Annotated in this window: 15 protein-coding genes; 5 read left to right on the top strand and 10 right to left on the bottom strand. The window is 62.0% G+C overall.

What is annotated here, in order from left to right:
• The 7 genes from AX768_RS05780 to rpsB form a co-directional block, all read right to left on the bottom strand.
• On the bottom strand, positions 1–1206 hold the full coding sequence (locus tag AX768_RS05780; protein ID WP_061999156.1) for a 1-deoxy-D-xylulose-5-phosphate reductoisomerase: 1206 nt from the start codon (positions 1204–1206) through the stop codon (positions 1–3).
• 124 nt (positions 1207–1330) lie between these two features.
• Entirely contained in the window at positions 1331–2155 is an 825-nt protein-coding gene (locus AX768_RS05775; protein WP_061999155.1) for a phosphatidate cytidylyltransferase, read from the bottom strand.
• Complete coding sequence (uppS, locus tag AX768_RS05770; RefSeq protein ID WP_061999154.1) at positions 2149–2931, bottom strand: polyprenyl diphosphate synthase; 783 nt, start codon at positions 2929–2931, stop codon at positions 2149–2151. Before uppS ends, AX768_RS05775 begins: the two co-directional genes overlap by 7 nt.
• A gap of 64 nt (positions 2932–2995) precedes the next feature.
• Entirely contained in the window at positions 2996–3556 is a 561-nt protein-coding gene (gene frr, locus AX768_RS05765) for a ribosome recycling factor (protein WP_056352706.1), read from the bottom strand.
• A 108-nt stretch (positions 3557–3664) separates the two neighbouring features.
• Positions 3665–4378: a UMP kinase gene (gene pyrH, locus AX768_RS05760; RefSeq protein ID WP_056352704.1), complete on the bottom strand. Its 714-nt coding sequence runs from the start codon at positions 4376–4378 to the stop codon at positions 3665–3667.
• Positions 4379–4710: 332 nt separating this feature from the next.
• Entirely contained in the window at positions 4711–5592 is an 882-nt protein-coding gene (gene tsf, locus AX768_RS05755) for a translation elongation factor Ts (RefSeq protein WP_061999153.1), read from the bottom strand.
• 255 nt (positions 5593–5847) lie between these two features.
• Positions 5848–6600 (bottom strand): 30S ribosomal protein S2, encoded by a 753-nt coding sequence (gene rpsB, locus AX768_RS05750; RefSeq protein ID WP_061999152.1) that lies wholly within the window; start codon positions 6598–6600, stop codon positions 5848–5850.
• A 433-nt stretch (positions 6601–7033) separates the two neighbouring features.
• Here rpsB and map point away from each other — a divergent pair, with 433 nt between their 5' ends.
• From map to AX768_RS05720, 5 genes are all read left to right on the top strand, one after another.
• A complete protein-coding gene (gene map / locus AX768_RS05740) occupies positions 7034–7843 on the top strand; it encodes a type I methionyl aminopeptidase (RefSeq protein WP_061999150.1) in 810 nt (269 codons plus the stop codon).
• A gap of 136 nt (positions 7844–7979) precedes the next feature.
• On the top strand, positions 7980–10565 hold the full coding sequence (locus AX768_RS05735) for a [protein-PII] uridylyltransferase (protein WP_061999149.1): 2586 nt from the start codon (positions 7980–7982) through the stop codon (positions 10563–10565).
• Positions 10566–10737: 172 nt separating this feature from the next.
• Complete coding sequence (locus AX768_RS34250; RefSeq protein WP_335340461.1) at positions 10738–11946, top strand: hypothetical protein; 1209 nt, start codon at positions 10738–10740, stop codon at positions 11944–11946.
• Complete coding sequence (locus AX768_RS34245; RefSeq protein WP_335340460.1) at positions 11928–12677, top strand: pseudouridine synthase; 750 nt, start codon at positions 11928–11930, stop codon at positions 12675–12677. Before AX768_RS34250 ends, AX768_RS34245 begins: the two co-directional genes overlap by 19 nt.
• A 192-nt stretch (positions 12678–12869) precedes the next feature.
• Complete coding sequence (locus tag AX768_RS05720; RefSeq protein ID WP_061999146.1) at positions 12870–13106, top strand: hypothetical protein; 237 nt, start codon at positions 12870–12872, stop codon at positions 13104–13106.
• A gap of 55 nt (positions 13107–13161) precedes the next feature.
• Here the strand turns inward: AX768_RS05720 and def are convergent, their stop codons facing one another.
• The 3 genes from def to AX768_RS05705 all read right to left on the bottom strand — a co-directional run bounded on the left by def (position 13162) and on the right by AX768_RS05705 (position 17168).
• Positions 13162–13695, bottom strand: coding sequence for a peptide deformylase (gene def, locus AX768_RS05715; RefSeq protein ID WP_056352690.1), 534 nt, complete (start codon positions 13693–13695; stop codon positions 13162–13164).
• Complete coding sequence (gene ligA / locus AX768_RS05710) at positions 13692–15788, bottom strand: NAD-dependent DNA ligase LigA (RefSeq protein WP_061999145.1); 2097 nt, start codon at positions 15786–15788, stop codon at positions 13692–13694. The genes def and ligA overlap by 4 nt, the downstream gene beginning before the upstream one ends.
• A gap of 132 nt (positions 15789–15920) precedes the next feature.
• Positions 15921–17168 carry a cell division protein ZipA C-terminal FtsZ-binding domain-containing protein gene (locus AX768_RS05705; protein WP_061999144.1) on the bottom strand — a complete coding sequence of 416 codons (1248 nt, stop codon included), beginning with the start codon at positions 17166–17168 and terminating at the stop codon, positions 15921–15923.
• Positions 17169–17290: the final 122 nt, after the last annotated feature.

The raw sequence follows: 17290 nt of genomic DNA, 5'->3' as shown, positions 1-17290 counted from the left end.
TCAATGCAGGACGCGCTCTGCTTGCGGCGCGTCCATGGTCAGCAAGGCCGAGAACTCGCCCGCGAGGCGGCGCGCTTCGGCGTCGGCTGCGAGCACTTCATCGAGCGTCGATGCATTGCCGTTCGGCATGGCGTTCAGCACGCGCTCGACTACTTCGCCAATCGCCATGAAGCCGATACGGCGCGTGAGGAACGCCTCCACCGCGACTTCGTTGGCAGCATTGAGCGCCGCGCTTGCCGTGCCACCGGCTTCCAGCGCCTTGAGCGCGAGCGCGAGACACGGAAAACGCTTGAGGTCGGGCTTCTCGAAGGTGAGTGTGGCGATTTGCGCGAGATCCAGTTGTGCGACGCCGGAATCGACACGATCCGGGAACGCCAGCGCATGCGCGATCGGCGTGCGCATGTCGGGATTGCCGAGTTGCGCGAGCACCGAGCCATCGGCGTAGGACACCAGCGAATGAATCACGCTTTGCGGATGAATCAGCACTTCGATGCGCGATCCCGGCACGTCGAACAACCAGTGCGCCTCGATCACTTCGAGACCCTTGTTCATCATGGTCGCGGAATCGACGGAAATCTTGCGGCCCATGGCCCAGTTCGGATGCTTGCAGGCTTCGTCGGGCGTGACATGCTTGAGCGACGACGGGTCGCGCGTGCGGAACGGTCCGCCCGACGCCGTCAAGATGATCTTCGATACCCCGCCGTGCAGCGCCACTTCGCGTGGCAGGCACTGGAACACGGCGTTATGCTCGCTGTCCACCGGCAGCAGGACGGCGCCGTGATCGCGCACGGCATCAATAAAAATCTGCCCCGACATGACCAGCGCTTCCTTGTTGGCCAGCAGGATGCGCTTGCCGGCACGGGCTGCGGCCAGCGTGGGCGCGAGCCCCGCGGCGCCGACGATCGCGGCGACCACGGTATCGCAACCCGAACTCTCCGATGCATCCACGAGCGCCTGCCGGCCGTAGCTCACCTCGGTCTTGCAACCTTGCTCGCGCAGCGCGGCTGCGACCTTCTCGGCGGTGCCGGCGTCGCCCACGACCGCGACTTCCGGCTGGAACTGCAGGCATTGATCGACGAGCTTGTCGCCGTTGCGATGCGCGCTCAGTGCGTAGACCTTGAACCGGTCGGGATGCCGCGCCACGACATCAAGCGTGCTCTCGCCGATCGAGCCCGTTGAGCCGAGCAGAGTCAGACGTTTTTGCATAAATCCTTCTTTAGCGGGCTGGCCGGATCAACCCGGCCGCCGATTTAGCTTCGATTTGGCGCATTTGGCTACATCGCATTTGGCTACCTGCAAGACCGCACACGTGGCCACTCTTTCTGGCCAACTAGCCGCCGAACGATCCGAGCAACAACAGCGCGATCGGCAATACCGGCAGGAGAGCGTCAATCCGGTCGAGCACGCCGCCGTGTCCCGGGAGCAATCCGCTCGAATCCTTGACACCGGCCTGGCGCTTGAGCAGCGATTCGAACAGATCGCCGATCACGCTGAACACGGTCAGCACGGTCAATGACACCAGCGCGCCGAGCCAGCCGAGATGCTCCACGAGCGCCGTATAAAGGGTTGGCGCAAAAACCATCGTTGCAGCGGCCGCCGAACCCACGACCATCACCGCCAGCCAGCCGCCAGCCGCGCCTTCGCGGGTCTTGCCCGGGCTGATGGACGGCGCGAGCTTGTGCCGGCCAAACGCTTTTCCGGCGAAGTATGCGCCAATGTCGGCCAGCCATACGACTAGGAGAAGCGATAGCACGAATGCTACGCCTACCGTACGAGCCGCAACCAAAGCGTGCCAGCACGCCACAAACGTCACGATTCCCGCGAACAACAGGAAAACGCGCCACGCGCCTTCGGCAAGCACCGGCTTGCGGGCGAGCGCAAATGGTCCGGCCAGGACCCAGAAGATCGCGGCCATCTGATACAGGGGTTGGTAACCGAGCCCGAGCCGCGTGCTGGCGACCAGCGCCACGCCCGCGATCACCGCGTACACCACCGGCGTCCCGCCGCCCAGCTTGAGGAGCCGCGCCCATTCCCAGGCCGCGAAGACCACGACTACGGCGATCAGCGCCGCAAAAGCGCCCACTGGTGCGAAAAACGTGATTGGCAGGAGCACTGCCAGCAAGACGATTGCCGTGATGACACGGGTCTTTAGCATGAAAGGGTATCGGCCTTCTGCGATTGCGGTTCGAGTTGCGCGCTGGTGCGGCCGAAGCGGCGTTCGCGTTCGCCATACGACTCGAGCGCCCGTGCGAGCGCCTCGGCGTCGAAGTCGGGCCAATAGGTATCGGTGAAATAGAACTCGGTGTAGGCCAGTTGCCACAGCAGGAAGTTGCTGATGCGCTGCTCCCCGCCCGTGCGGATGAAGAGATCCGGCTCGGGCGCATAAGCCATGGCCAGATGCTGCTCGAACGACGCTTCGTCGACGGGAACGACGCGGCCTTCTTCCACCGACTGCTCGGCGAGCTTCCTGGCGGCCTGCATGATGTCCCAGCGGCCACCGTAATTCGCCGCAATGGTCAGCGTCAGGCGCGTGTTGCGCGCCGTCTTGGTTTCGGCACGCTGGATCAGCGCGCGGATGCGATCGTCGAACATGGACGTGTCGCCCACCACCCGCAAACGGATGCCGTTTGCGTGCAGCTTGCCGACTTCCCGCTCGAGCGCCGTGACGAACAGGCGCATGAGGAACGAGACTTCGTCAGTTGGACGCCGCCAGTTTTCGGAACTGAAAGCAAACAACGTCACGAACTGGACGCCCTGGCGCGCACAGCTTTCGACCGTTGCCCGCACGGCATCGACGCCGCGCGTGTGGCCCGCTACGCGCGGCAGGCGCCGCTGCGTTGCCCAACGGCCATTGCCGTCCATGATGATCGCGATATGACGCGGGACAGCCGCGACATCGGGCACGCGAACGGTAGAGCTGGTATAGGTCATGGCCGCTGAATCTTAGTATCGACAGAGTGACGCGCCGGCACGACGCAAGAGACCGTGATCGGCTTCAAACCGTCATGATTTCGGCTTCTTTCGACACCACCAGCTTGTCGATTTCCGCGACGTTTTTGTCAGTTAATTTCTGGACGTCATCGCTTGCACGACGCTCGTCGTCCTCGGAGATTTCCTTGTCCTTCACAAGCTTCTTCAGTTGCTCGTTCGCGTCGCGACGCAGGTTGCGAATCGCGATCTTGGCGTTTTCGCCTTCGCTTTTCACCACTTTCGTCAGTTCGCGGCGGCGTTCTTCCGTCAGCGCGGGCATTGGCACGCGGATCTGGTCGCCCTGGTTCGACGGGTTCAGGCCGAGATCCGAATCGCGGATCGCCTTTTCCACCACCGGCACCATCTTCTTTTCCCACGCCTGCACGCCGATCGTGCGCGCGTCGATCAGCGTCATGTTCGCGACTTGCGAGATAGGTACGCTCGAGCCGTAGTAATCCACCTGGATATGGTCGAGCAAACCCGTATGGGCGCGACCCGTGCGAATCTTGGCGAGATCGTTCTTGAACGCTTCGATCGACTTCTGCATCTTCTGGTCGACGCTCTTTCTAATGTCAGCCACACTCATTTCAGCCTCCGTACTTGCTTTGTTACACGCAGTGCAGGCATGGGGGGCGCCGGTCCCAACGAACCCGCACTCGGCCTCAAGCCTGCTTTCGTTACTTACTGCGAGAGTTTACACGTGGACGAGCGTACCTTCGTCGTCGCCCTGGATGATGCGCTTGAGCGCCCCCGGTTTATTGATCGAAAACACCCGGATCGGCAGCTTCTGGTCGCGGCACAGCGCAAACGCCGTCGCGTCCATCACCTGCAGGTTCTTGCCGATCGCTTCGTCGAAGCTGATCGTGCTGTAACGCGTAGCGCTCGCATCTTTCTTGGGATCGGCGGAATATACACCGTCCACTTTGGTCGCCTTGAGCACGACTTCCGCGCCGACTTCCGCACCGCGCAGGGCAGCAGCGGTATCGGTCGTGAAGAACGGGTTACCCGTGCCGGCCGCGAAAATAACCACTTTTCCTTCTTCGAGCTGACGAATCGCGCGCGGGCGGATGTACGGCTCGACCACCTGGTCCATGCGCAGCGCGGACTGCACGCGCGCTTCGATACCGGCATGGCGCATGGCGTCCTGCAAGGCCAGCGCGTTCATCATGGTGGCAAGCATGCCCATGTAATCGGCTGTTGCACGGTCCATGCCGGCCGCGCCGCCTGCCACACCGCGGAAGATATTACCGCCGCCGATCACGACCGCGAGCTGCGTGCCCATGCGCACCACTTCCGCAACATCTGCCACCATCCTTTCGATTGTCGCGCGATTGATGCCGAAGGCATCGTCGCCCATGAGTGCTTCGCCGGAGAGTTTGAGGAGTACGCGTTTGTAGGCTGTGGGCATATGAGATTTCCGGTTTCGCGCCGAGAGGGAGTGCAACAACGTAGAACTGTAGGGGTGAAACGATATTTACGGCAAGCATCCCATATTGGGCAAGCCGCGGCGGCATAACGAGTTGACCCCGGTTTGCCCATCCGGCGCGGTTTTGGCCGCTATGAGGGTACGGAACGAGCGTTCCTCGATGGGAACGCCAGACCCGCATCCGACTGCTTTTTGAAACTGTGACAACACGGCGGCGAGCTGTGCATCGGTCGAGCGGCCCGGTTGGACGGGCCGGCTGAGCGTCAGTTGCGAACACCCGCCACCGCTTGAAACGTCATGCGAGGACCTGCTTCTCAGCCTTGCTTGGCAGCGGCGACCTGGGCAGCCACTTCGGCAGCGAAGTCGTCCGTACGCTTTTCGATGCCCTCGCCGACCACGAACAGCGCAAACTTCTGCACTGATGCGCCTGCCGCTTTCAGCATCTGCTCGATCGTCTGCTTGTCGTTCTTGACGAACGTCTGGTTCAGCAGCGACACCTCCTTCAGGTATTTCTGCACGCTGCCGTCGACCATCTTCGCGACGATTTCAGCCGGCTTGCCCGATTCAGCAGCCTTTTGCTCAGCGATGCTGCGTTCCTTCGCGATCAATTCCGCCGGCACGTCGTTCGACGACAGCGAAACCGGCTTCATTGCTGCAACGTGCATGGCGACATCCTTGCCGACCTGCTCGTCCGCGCCCGTGAATTCGACCAGCACGCCAATGCGCGTACCGTGAAGGTACGAAGCGAGCTTGTTGGCGGATTCAAAACGCACGAAACGGCGCACCGAGACGTTTTCACCGATCTTGCCGATCAGTGCGAGGCGCACTGCATCAACCGTCGAGCTTTCCAGCGGCAGCGCCGAGAGGGCCGCCACATCAGCCGGATGGTTCTTCGCGATCAGTTCTGCGACCGTCTTGCCGAACGCCAGGAAGTCGTCGTTCTTGGCAACGAAGTCGGTTTCGCAGTTCAGTTCGACCAGAACGCCCACGCCGTCGGCGATATGCGCCGAGACGATGCCTTCAGCCGTCACGCGCGATGCAGCCTTGCTCGCCTTGTTGCCGAGCTTCACGCGCAGCAGTTCTTCAGCGCGGTCCATGTCGCCATCGGCTTCGGTCAGCGCCTTCTTGCATTCCATCATGGGCGCGTCGGTCTTTGCGCGCAGTTCTGCCACCATGCTTGCGGTAATTGCCGCCATCATTTGCTCCTTGAGTCTGTGCCGTGCCTTAGCCTTAGCTTTAAGGCACGTGAATCGCACTATTGACACGCGCCGCCGGCGAAAATCACCCGCGGCCAGAATGGGGTACTGCTTGTTACTTAAACACTATTCGATGACCCGCGTGTTGCTCAGCGCTTACTGAGGCTGGCCAAACGAGCCTGGCTAAAAAAAGGGGGCCTTTCGCAAAGCCCCCTTTCTAGCCGGATACATCATATCGGCGTCATCTTTTGCAAATTACGCTTCTGCGTTGACTTCAACGAACTCGTCGCCTTCGCCGCTGCGAACTGCCTGCACCACTTCGTTCACCGCGCTCGAACGGCCTTCCAGGATCGCGTCGGCCACGCCTTGCGTGTACAGCGCGACAGCCTTGCTGGCGTCGTCGTTACCCGGGATCACGTAGTCGATGCCTTCCGGCGAGTGGTTCGTGTCGACCACCGCGATAACCGGAATGCCAAGCTTCTTGGCTTCGGTCACGGCAATCTTGTGGTAACCCACGTCAACCACGAAAATTGCGTCCGGAATGCCGCCCATGTCCTTCACGCCGCCAATCGACTTCACCAGCTTGGCCATTTCGCGTTCGAACAGGAGCGCTTCCTTCTTGCTCATGCGTTCCGTTTCACCGGCTTCCAGCGCTGCTTCCATGTCCTTCAGGCGCTTGATCGATACCTTCAGCGTCTTGAAGTTGGTCAGCATGCCGCCGAGCCAGCGTGCGTTCACGAACGGCATGCCGGCGCGTTGCGCCTCTTCTGCCACCGTGTCACGCGACTGACGCTTCGTGCCGACGAACAGGATCATGCCGCGATTTGCCGCCAGTTGACGCACGTACTTCAGCGCGTCGTTGTACATCGGCAGCGTTTTTTCGAGGTTGATAATGTGAATCTTGTTGCGATGACCGAAAATGAACGGAGCCATCTTCGGATTCCAGAAGCGCGTTTGGTGACCGAAGTGGACACCGGCTTCCAGCATTTGACGCATTGTTACTGCCATGAGAGTTCTCCGCGAGGGTTGGGTCTTAAGCCGGCTGCCGCATCGGGCGCCTCGTGTTTCTTAGCTTTTCGAGGCGTCGGACACCCTGGGTGCGCCGGCTTGCGATTCAAGTCCGATCTCTTCTTGATGGGCTTTTCGCCGGCTTGCCCGGAAACCGGGGTTTCTGGAAAAAGGCATTGAAAAGACGATTGCAAAGTGGATGCAGACTTAGCCAGCGAGTATATCACGCACGAATGTCGCGTTTCAAGCTACCTGACGATCCGCAAGGAGTCGTTCCGAACTGCGTTTTCCGGGTGCGCCAAAGCCGCCGGTGCCGCGCCGGGCGGCGCTTTTGGCGCAAACCTCACCGGTTTTCCACTGCGGCGTGCCGCCTAAGGTGCGATAATGCGCGATTGGCGTTTCAAGCCGCTTACACGCATTTTCGATACAAGTCATGTCCATCACGCTGAAAAACGATCACGATATTGCGCAAATGCGCATCGCCTGCCGGCTCGCGAGCGAGGTGCTCGATTTCATCACGCCCCACATTGTCGCGGGCGTAACGACCGGCGAACTGGACCGCCTTTGCCACGAATACATGGCGAAGGAACAGGGCACCGTGCCCGCGCCCCTGAATTACCAGCCGCCGGGCTATCCGCCCTACCCCAAGGCCACCTGCATTTCCGTCAACGACGTGATCTGCCACGGCATTCCCGGCGACAAGGCGTTGAAGAACGGCGACGCGCTGAATATCGACATCACGGTGATCAAGGACGGTTATTTCGGCGATACCAGCCGCATGTTCCTGGTCGGCGAAGGGTCCATCCTGGCCAGGCGGCTGGTGCAGACCACGTTCGACTGCATGTGGCTTGGCATCGACCAGATCAAGGCGGGCGCGCATCTGGGCGATATCGGCTACGCCATCCAGAAACATGCCGAAGCACAAGGTTACAGCGTGGTGCGCGAATATTGCGGTCACGGCGTGGGCAAGGTGTTCCACGAAGACCCGCAAGTGCTGCATTACGGCCGCCCGGGTACGGGCATCGAACTGCAGGCCGGGACGATCTTTACCGTTGAACCCATGATCAACGCCGGTCGCCGCGATATCCGCACCATGCCTGATCAGTGGACCGTGAAGACCCGCGACCGCAGCTTGTCGGCGCAATGGGAGCATACGGTGCTGGTGACGCCGACGGGTTATGAAGTGCTGACCGTGTCGGCCGGAACGCAGGCACCTTCCGAGCTGATCGCCGCGACGGCTTGATTGATCGGAAGCACGCCGCGAGAGACCCGGTATCTCGCGCAACTGTTCGGGGCACGGCCCGGCGCATTGAAAGACGGCGAGCGCAGCGTTTCGTCGAATATAACGTTCTTCCACTGACCTCACGATCCGCCTGCCCATGAGCGTACCTGCCGACGCCCCGCCTATTGCCGATTCGCTGAAAGCCTCGTACAAGACAGCGAAAGCCGCGCTGCTCGAGCGCTTCAAGAGCGCGACCAATGTCGATGGCCTGATGCATGCCCTCGCCCGCGCCACCGACGACGCCCTCAAGGGCGCGTGGGACGCGTGCGAGATGCCGGCATCGGCGGCGTTGCTGGCGGTCGGCGGTTACGGGCGCGGCGAGCTTGCGCCGTATTCGGACATCGATATCCTCGTCCTGCTGCCCGATCACGAAACGCCCGATCAGGTGGAAACGCTTGGTGCACGTATCGAAAAGCTGATCGGCATGGCGTGGGATCTCGGGCTCGAGATTGGCAGCAGCGTGCGCTCGGTGTCGCAGTGCATCCACGAAGCGAGCAACGACATCACCATCCGGACGTCGCTGCTCGAAGCGCGCCGGATCGTGGGCAACGAGAAACTGGTCGATGCCTTCGAAGCGCGCTACCAGCAGACGCTCGATCCGCGTGCGTTTTTCCAGGCGAAGGTGCTGGAAATGCGCCAGCGCCACGCAAAATACCAGGACACGCCGTATAGCCTCGAGCCGAACATCAAGGAAAGCCCCGGCGGCTTGCGAGACCTGCAACTGATCCTGTGGATTTCGCGTGCGGCGGGTTTTGGCAGCAGTTGGCGCGAACTCGATTCACGCGGGCTCATCACCGAGCGTGAAGCGAGTGAGCTCAGGCGCAACGAAGGTTTCCTGAAGACGCTGCGAGCGCGGTTGCACGTGATTGCGAAGCGCCGGCAGGACATTCTCGTATTCGATCTGCAAACCGCGCTCGCGGAAAGCCTGGGTTACAAGGCGACATCGTCCAAACGCGCCAGCGAACAGCTCATGCGCCGCTATTACTGGGCCGCGAAAGCCGTGACGCAGCTCGCAACCATCCTGATCCAGAACGTGGAAGCGCAACTGTTTCCATCGACGAGCGGCGTGACGCGCGTGTTGAACGAGCGCTTCGTCGAGAAGCAGGGAATGCTCGAAATTGCCAGCGACGATGTCTTCGAGCGTCAGCCGAACGCTATTCTCGAAGCCTTCCTGCTGTATGAGCAAACGCGCGGGGTGAAGGGGTTATCGGCGAGGACGTTGCGCGCGATCTACAACGCACGCGACCTGATGGACCGCGACTGGCGCCGCGACCCGGAAAACCGGCGCCTGTTCATGGCGATCCTGCAGGCGCCCGAAGGCATCACGCACGCGCTCAGGCTGATGAACCAGACAAGCGTGCTCGGCCGATATCTGCTGAATTTCCGGCGCATTGTCGGGCAGATGCAGCATGACCTGTATCACGTCTACACCGTCGACCAGCACATCCTGATGGTGTTGCGCAATATCCGCCGTTTCGCGATGGCCGAACACGCGCACGAGTATCCGTTCTGCACGCAGTTGATGGGCAATTTCGAACGCTCGTGGGTGCTCTACGTGGCGGCGCTGTTCCATGACATTGCGAAGGGCCGCGGCGGCGATCACTCCACGCTCGGCATGGTCGATGCCCGGCGTTTTTGCCGCGATCACAACATGAATGCCGACGACAGCGACCTGGTCGTATGGCTCGTCGAACAGCACCTGACGATGAGCCAGGTCGCTCAGAAGCAGGACACGAGCGATCCGGAAGTCATCAAGCGGTTTGCAACGATGGTGCAGACCGAGCGCCGGCTGAGCGCGCTGTATTTGCTGACCGTCGCCGATATCCGCGGCACGAGCCCCAAGGTCTGGAACGCATGGAAAGGCAAGCTGCTCGAGGATCTGTACCGGGCCACCCGTGCCGTGCTTGGCGGCGCCGAAATGCACGCGCACTCGGAACTCAAGTCGCGCCAGGAAGACGCGCTTGCGCTGCTGCGCCTTGAAACGGTGCCGGAGAACGCTGAAAAAGCGTTGTGGGACAAGCTGGATGTCGGCTATTTCCTGCGCCATGACGCTGCCGATATCGCCTGGCAGACCCGCGTGCTTTACAAGCACGTCGAGAGTGAAAAGCCGATCGTGCGGGCGCGCCCATCGCCGATCGGCGCGGCGCTTCAAGTGCTCGTGTACGTGAAGGACCGGCCGGACCTGTTTGCCGGCATCTGCGCTTATTTCGACAAAAACGGCCTGTCCGTCCTCGATGCACGCATTACAACGACCCGCCACGGTTATGCGCTCGACAATTTTCTGGTCGCGCATCCGGACCATGACGGGCATTATCGCGACATTGCCAACCTCGTCGAACAGCAGTTGAGCATGTTGCTCACCGCCGAGGGCATCTTGCCGGAACCGTCGAAGGGACGGGTTTCCCGGCTGGTGCGCACTTTCCCGATCACACCGCGCGTGGATTTGCGTCCCGACGAACGTGGTCAGTATTACATCCTGTCCGTGTCGGCCAACGACCGGCAGGGCCTCCTTTATTCGATCGCGCGGGTTCTCGCCCAGCACCGGATCGGCGTCCATGCGGCGCGGATCAACACGCTTGGCGAACGTGTGGAAGACGTGTTCCTGCTCGACGGCAAAACCCTATCCGACAACCGGACGCAAATCCAGGTCGAAACCGAGCTGCTGCGCGCGATCGCAGCCTGAGAATCTATGCGCGTCAAACTGACAGCGAAACATCCGCGACCGGCATCGCCGGCGCGTTCCCCCGTTCGTACCGGCAGCGTCGCCGGACGGAAAAAACCGCCTCGGACAGAGGGGCCGGCTGGAGATCGGCCGGTAAGGGTCGATCAGGCGGGAGATCGCCCGGCTACTCCGCGTGGCGATGCACCTCGTGGCGATCGCGGGCCTAGACCTTCGTTTGGGGATCGTGGCGCACCGCGTGGTGACCGTCCTTCGGGCGATGGCGAACGTCGTCCGTTCCCACCGCGCGGCGATGCACCTCGTGGTGATCGCGGGCCGCGTCCTTCGTTTGGAGATCGTGGGGCACCGCGTGGTGACCGTCCTTCGGGCGATGGCGAACGCCGTCCGTTCGCGCCGCGTGGCGATGCGCCCCGCGGTGATCGTGGGCCACGTCCGTCATTCGGCGATCGCGGCGCTCCGCGTGGCGACCGTCCTTCGGGCGATGGTGAACGCCGTCCGTTCCCGCCGCGTGGCGATGCACCCCGCGGTGATCGCGGGGCGCGTCCGTCATTCGGCGATCGCGGCGCTCCGCGTGGTGACCGTCCTTCGGGCGATGGTGAACGCCGTCCGTTCCCGCCGCGTGGCGATGCACCCCGCGGTGATCGCGGGCCGCGTCCTTCGTTTGGAGATCGCGGCGCTCCGCGTGGTGACCGTCCTTCAGGCGATGGTGAACGCCGTCCGTTTGCGCCGCGTGGCGATGCACCTCGTGGTGATCGTGGACCACGTCCTTCGTTTGGAGATCGTGGCGCACCACGTGGCGACCGTCCTTCGGGCGATGGCGAACGTCGTCCGTTCCCGCCGCGTGGGGATGCACCCCGCGGTGATCGTGGACCACGTCCGTCATTTGGCGATCGCGGCGCTCCGCGCGGTGACCGTCCTACGGGGAACGGTGAACGCCGTCCCTTCAGCCCGCGTGACGACGCGCCCCGTGGCGCAAGCAGCGATCGTACGCCCCGCCCGTCGTTCAACGACCGCGCCGCGCCGCGCGGCGATCGCCCGACCGGTGACGGCGAAGGCCGCCCGTTCAAGCCCCGTGAAGATTCCCGCGGCCCGGCAAGCGATCGCGCGCCGCGCCCGTCGTTCAGTGACACCGGCGCACCTCGCCGCGAGCGCAACCACGCGCACGATGGCAGCCCGCGTCCGGCCTCCTTCGATCGCCAGCGTCCGCCAGGCGATCGTCCCTACGCAAAACGCGAGGCATCGCCGGAACGCTTCGGTGACGAGCGCAAACCCCCACGCAAACCAGCGGCCAAACCCTCTAAACCCCGCGATGCAGACGCGCCGCCCTCACCGGCCCGCATCGCGCGCGAAGGTGAAGACGGGCTCGTGCGTTTGTCGAAAGTGATGTCGGAACTCGGCCTCTGTTCGCGCCGGGAAGCCGATGAGTGGATCGAAAAAGGCTGGGTGCTGGTAGACGGCGTGGTCATCGATACGCTTGGCACCAAGATCCGTCCCGATCAGAACATCGAGATCGCTCAGGCCGCGCATGCCGCACAAATGCAACAGGTGACGATCCTGATCCACAAGCCGGTCGGCTATGTTTCGGGTCAGGCGGAAGACGGGTATCAGCCGGCGGTCACGCTGGTCAACCCTTCGAACCATTGGGCCGATGACCAATCCGGCATCCGCTTTTCACCCACGCATCTGCGCACGCTGGCGCCTGCGGGACGTCTGGATATTGACTCGACAGGTCTGCTCGTGCTCACGCAGGATGGCCGCGTGGCGAAGCAGTTGATCGGCGGACATTCGGATGTCGACAAGGAATATCTCGTGCGCGTGAAATTCGGCGAGCATGAACTCGATATCGAATCGCACTTCCCACCGGAAAGCCTCGCGCTCTTGCGCCACGGCCTCGCACTTGACGACTTGCCGCTCAAGACCGCCCAGGTTAGCTGGCAAAACGGAGAGCAACTGCGCTTCGTGTTGCGCGAAGGCAAAAAGCGCCAGATTCGCCGGATGTGCGAGTTGGTCGGCCTGGAAGTGGTTGGGCTGAAGCGAATCCGGATGGGCCACGTGACCCTGGGTGCGCTGCCGCCGGGACAATGGCGTTACCTCGGCGCAGACGAAAGCTTCTGATCTGATAGATAACGTCGCGAAAAAACGACGGAATCCGCACAAATCGATGTGAACAGCACCCGCTGATCACATCGATTTTTTTTGGCCAATATTTTGGTTAAAGAAAATATGACTGATGACCGTTAGGCAGGTACGCGTGCAATTTACCGCTCCGCCGCGCGTGAGCCTCGCAAAAGCCACTGGAGAATTGCCATGTCCGTTGAGATCATTGTTCGCGAAACAAAAACCGGCCTCGAAATCATCAGCGGCCGACGCCGCCTCGACGCACTGCTCGCGTTGCGCGACGAAGTCGTGGTAATGAGCCCGGGCATTGGCGAAGTCGTCATTGCGCGTTTGCCGGATGGGCGTTTGCAGGCGTCGGCAAATCCGGAACATATCAAGCTGTTTCGTCAACCGGAGACGGCTTCGGGCAATAAGAGCTTTGCCTGAAACCCGTCGGCAGCCCGTCGATTCAAAGCAATTCCACGGGCTGCCGTGACGACTTTCAGTCGTCGCTCTTCGGATCCAGCCCGGGAAACAGCACCTCGGTGAAACCGAACTTCGAGAAGTCCGTCACGCGCATCGGATAAAGCTTGCCGATCAGGTGATCACATTCGTGCTGCACGACACGCGCGTGAAAGCCCTCGGCAAGCCGCTCGATGGCCGTGCCGTACTGATCAAAACCCTGATAGCGAATCATGGAATACCGCTGCACGGCGCCGCGCAACCCGGGCACCGACAAACACCCTTCCCACCCTTCTTCCATGTCGTGCGACACGGGCGTGATGATCGGATTGATCAACACCGTCTCCGGCACCGGTTGCGCGTCCGGATAACGCTCGTTGTGAGCGAAGCCGAAAATCACTACCTGCAGGTCCACGCCGATCTGCGGCGCCGCAAGCCCAGCGCCGTTCGCATGACGCATGGTGTCGAACATGTCCTCCACCAGGGCGTGCAGTTCGGGCGTATCGAAATGATCCACCGGCTCGGCGATACGCAACAAACGCGGATCGCCCATCTTGAGGATTTCGCGAATCATGGTGTTTCTCCCTCCAAAAGCTTGCGCATACCATCTTCGTCGAGTACCGGAACGCCGAGTTCCTCGGCCTTCACGAGCTTGCTGCCCGCCTCCGCTCCAGCCACCACGTAATCCGTTTTCTTCGATACCGAGCCTGCCACCTTCGCGCCCGCAGCCTCGAGCATTTCCTTGGCGTCCTCGCGCGAAAGCGTAGGCAGCGTACCGGTCAGCACGACCGTCTTGCCGGCGAGCACACCTTGCGGCGCCTTGGGCGCCGGCGGCCCTTCGGGCCATGTGACGTTGCCCGGCGCGCGCAATTGCTCGATCACCATCTGGTTGTGCTCTTCGCTGAAAAAATTGTGCAGCGATTCGGCCACGACCGGACCCACGTCGTTCACTTCGAGCAATTCTTCGACGCTTGCCGCCATGATCGGATCGAGCGAACCAAAATGCTTGGCGAGATCCTTCGCGGTGGACTCGCCCACGTGCCGAATACCCAGCGCATAGAGAAACCGCGGCAAGGTGGTGTGCTTGGCCTTGCCGATGGAATCGAATAGATTCTGGGCAGATTTGTCGGCGAACCGGTCCAGCGCCGCGAGCTTCGCGACGCCCAGATTGAACAGATCGGCCGGCGTGCGCACAATGTTCTGTTCGACCAGTTGGTCGATGATCTTCTCACCCAGTCCGTCGATATCCAGCGCGCGCCGCTGCGCGAAATGCCACAGCGCCTGCTTGCGTTGGGCGGGACAGATCAGGCCACCGGTACAACGGGCGATGGCTTCGTCGGGCAGCCGTTCGATTTTCGAACCGCACACCGGACACGCGGTCGGCATCACGAACTCGCGCGCGTCGTCGGGACGACGATCCAGGATCGCGCCGACAACTTCGGGAATCACGTCGCCGGCACGTCGCACGATCACCGTATCGCCAATACGAATGTCCTTGCGCCGTACTTCGTCTTCGTTGTGCAAGGTCGCGTTCGTCACGGTCGCGCCGCCGACGAACACCGGCGTCAACCGCGCGACCGGTGTGATTGCGCCGGTCCGCCCGACCTGCACGTCGATGGCCAGCAACTGCGTCAGCGCTTCCTGCGCCGGAAACTTGTGTGCAAGCGCGAAGCGCGGTGCACGCGAGACAAATCCCAGCTTGTCCTGTTCGTCGCGCTGATTGACCTTATAAACCACGCCGTCGATGTCATACGGCAAACCATCGCGCTTCTCGCCGGTCCTGTGGAAAAAAGCGAGCAACCCGTCCGCGCCCTTCACGACACCGCGCTCCGCGTTCACCGGCAGGCCCATTTGCTTGTACCAGTCGAGCAGCGCCGAGTGCGACGGCGGCATTTCCGCGCCTTCCAGCACACCGATCCCATACGCAAAAAAAGACAGCTTCCGCTGCGCGGTCATCTTCGAATCGAGCTGCCGTAGACCGCCTGCAGCCGCATTGCGCGGGTTGGCGAATTCACGTTGTTCCGCCTCGCGCTGCCGGGCGTTCAGCCGCTCAAAGTCACGCTTGAACATCAGCACTTCGCCACGGACGTCGAGCCGCTTCGGGATGTTCTTGCCTTTGAGTTTCAACGGAATTGAATGAATGGTGCGAACGTTTTCGGTCACTTCTTCGCCTGTCGCGCCGTCACCGCGCGTCGACGCCTGAACGAACACGCCGTCGTCATACCGCAGCGAAATGGCGAGGCCGTCGAATTTCAGCTCGCACGCATATTCCACGGGCGTATGGCCGAGTGCGTCAGCGACGCGTTTGTCGAATGCAACGATATCTTCGTCGGCAAAGCCGTTGTTCAGCGACAGCATGGGCACGTCGTGCGTGACCGGCTGGAAACCTGTCGCGACCTGACCGCCGACCCGCAACGTGGGCGAATCCGGCGTGATCAGGTCAGGTTGCGCCGCCTCGATCTGCTGTAGTTCCTTGAACAGAATGTCGTATTCGGCGTCAGGCAGCTCCGGCTGGTCGAGAACGTAATACGCGTAGTTCGCACGCTCGAGTTCCGCGCGCAGCCACCCGGCGCGCTCGGCTGGACGGTCGGCGCCCGGAATGGGCGTAGCTGGAACAGCGGGCTCTGCTTTTTCTGCTTTGGCAGCGGCTTTCGGTTTGGCGGACATGCGGCAGGACGGGCTGAGAAGTTGGAAGAAACCGACCTGTCGATTGTCTCAGAGAACGGCTGATCGTGGCATCGGCCGAATGGCCGATGCCTCCGAAATTGATTCGGCAATGCCGCGCCGCTGCGGTAAGCTTTATTGGCTGAACAAGCGCCGCGTGGCGGGCGAGCCCGCGGGAATGCCGGCTTGCTCAAGCTTCGCGTAGAGCGTCATCAACTGTTTTTCGATGGCGAGCAGCGAGCTTTCCGGCAGCGGCCGGCGCTGATCGTCCACCACCCTTGCGCCAATGCGCTCGGACAGCGATTTTGCGTAGTCGCACATGAGGCGAAACGGCAGGATGTCTTCGTCGGCGACCGGCACGTCCAGCACCAGCGTGATCATCTGGCCGCCCTTGTAGGTCAGGTCGTCGCGCAGGAAGTTGGTATCGCCGAAAAGCAGCATGAAAACCGGGTTCTGGCGTGCGTCGAGCTTGACGAAGCGCGTGCCGTCGCGTGAAAGCAGCAAGCCGTCCTGCGACGCCACCGCCTGCACGTAGTTGGCCGACCAGGGCGCGCCGTCAGAGAGAATATTGATGGACAACTGAGCGTCGCATTGGGCCGCGAACGCGTCGAGCTCACGCGCCATTCCGACTGTTTCGAGCATGTCGGGGAATTCGGGCGAACCGTCGATTCCGTCGGCGAAACGCTGTACGCCCGTCACGAACTCGGAAAACTCGAGTTCATTCAGCGGGCCGCCGCGATTGGCGAGCTGGGCCGCTGCACGCAATTCCTCGTAGCGCGCGCCGTTCTTGAGCAATTCCCACGTCGTGCCTCCTTCCGGCTTGCCTTCGATGTGTACCGGTTTCGCGCCCGCGCGCCGCAGCTTCTGTGCGCTCGGAATCAGCTTGTCGCCGGCAATGGGTGCGACAAGGCGAATTGGCACAACGCAATCGATCCGGCGATCCACGATAGCCGGCGGCGCCGAAGAAATGGTGGTCGCGGCCGGCAGCACCGGTTCGTCGTCATCGGCAATGATGGAGGGCGAATCCGGTTCCTCAAAGTCGCCATTCACCGAAGTCGATTCGGCCTGGATATCCACGGCCGTGTCTGCCGGCGCAACCGTGGACAGCGGCCCGGTGCCGCCGAAACTCGGTTCCACGCGTGAGTCCGGCGTGTCGGTTCTGTCAGCCTCGCCGATTGCGGGCTCGCGCCGTACCGGGCGCGTCGGTTCAATGAACGGCTGCTCGTCCTCCGTATCCTGCCGGGCGAGCGATTCCGCCGCTTCCTCAGGCATTGGACGGGGCATCTTGCGGCGCACTTTTGCGCCCTGCCACGCGTTGTAGACCACCACGCCGCCCACCACCACGGCTCCTGCCCCGATCAACCCGAGTGTCAACTCGTCCATGCACGCTCCGTCATACTTTCTGTTTGCGCTGTTTCATGCCGAGCGGCGCCCTTTAAGCTGCCGCTACCCGTGTCCAGCGCTTGTATTGAATTACGCCCCGCGATCTGCGCCGCATCAGGATT

Source organism: Burkholderia sp. PAMC 28687 (genome assembly GCF_001577465.1).
Taxonomy (GTDB): Bacteria; Pseudomonadota; Gammaproteobacteria; order Burkholderiales; family Burkholderiaceae; genus Caballeronia.
The sequence above is the reverse complement of the archived record's forward strand: the minus strand, read 5'-3'. Positions and strand labels throughout refer to the sequence as shown.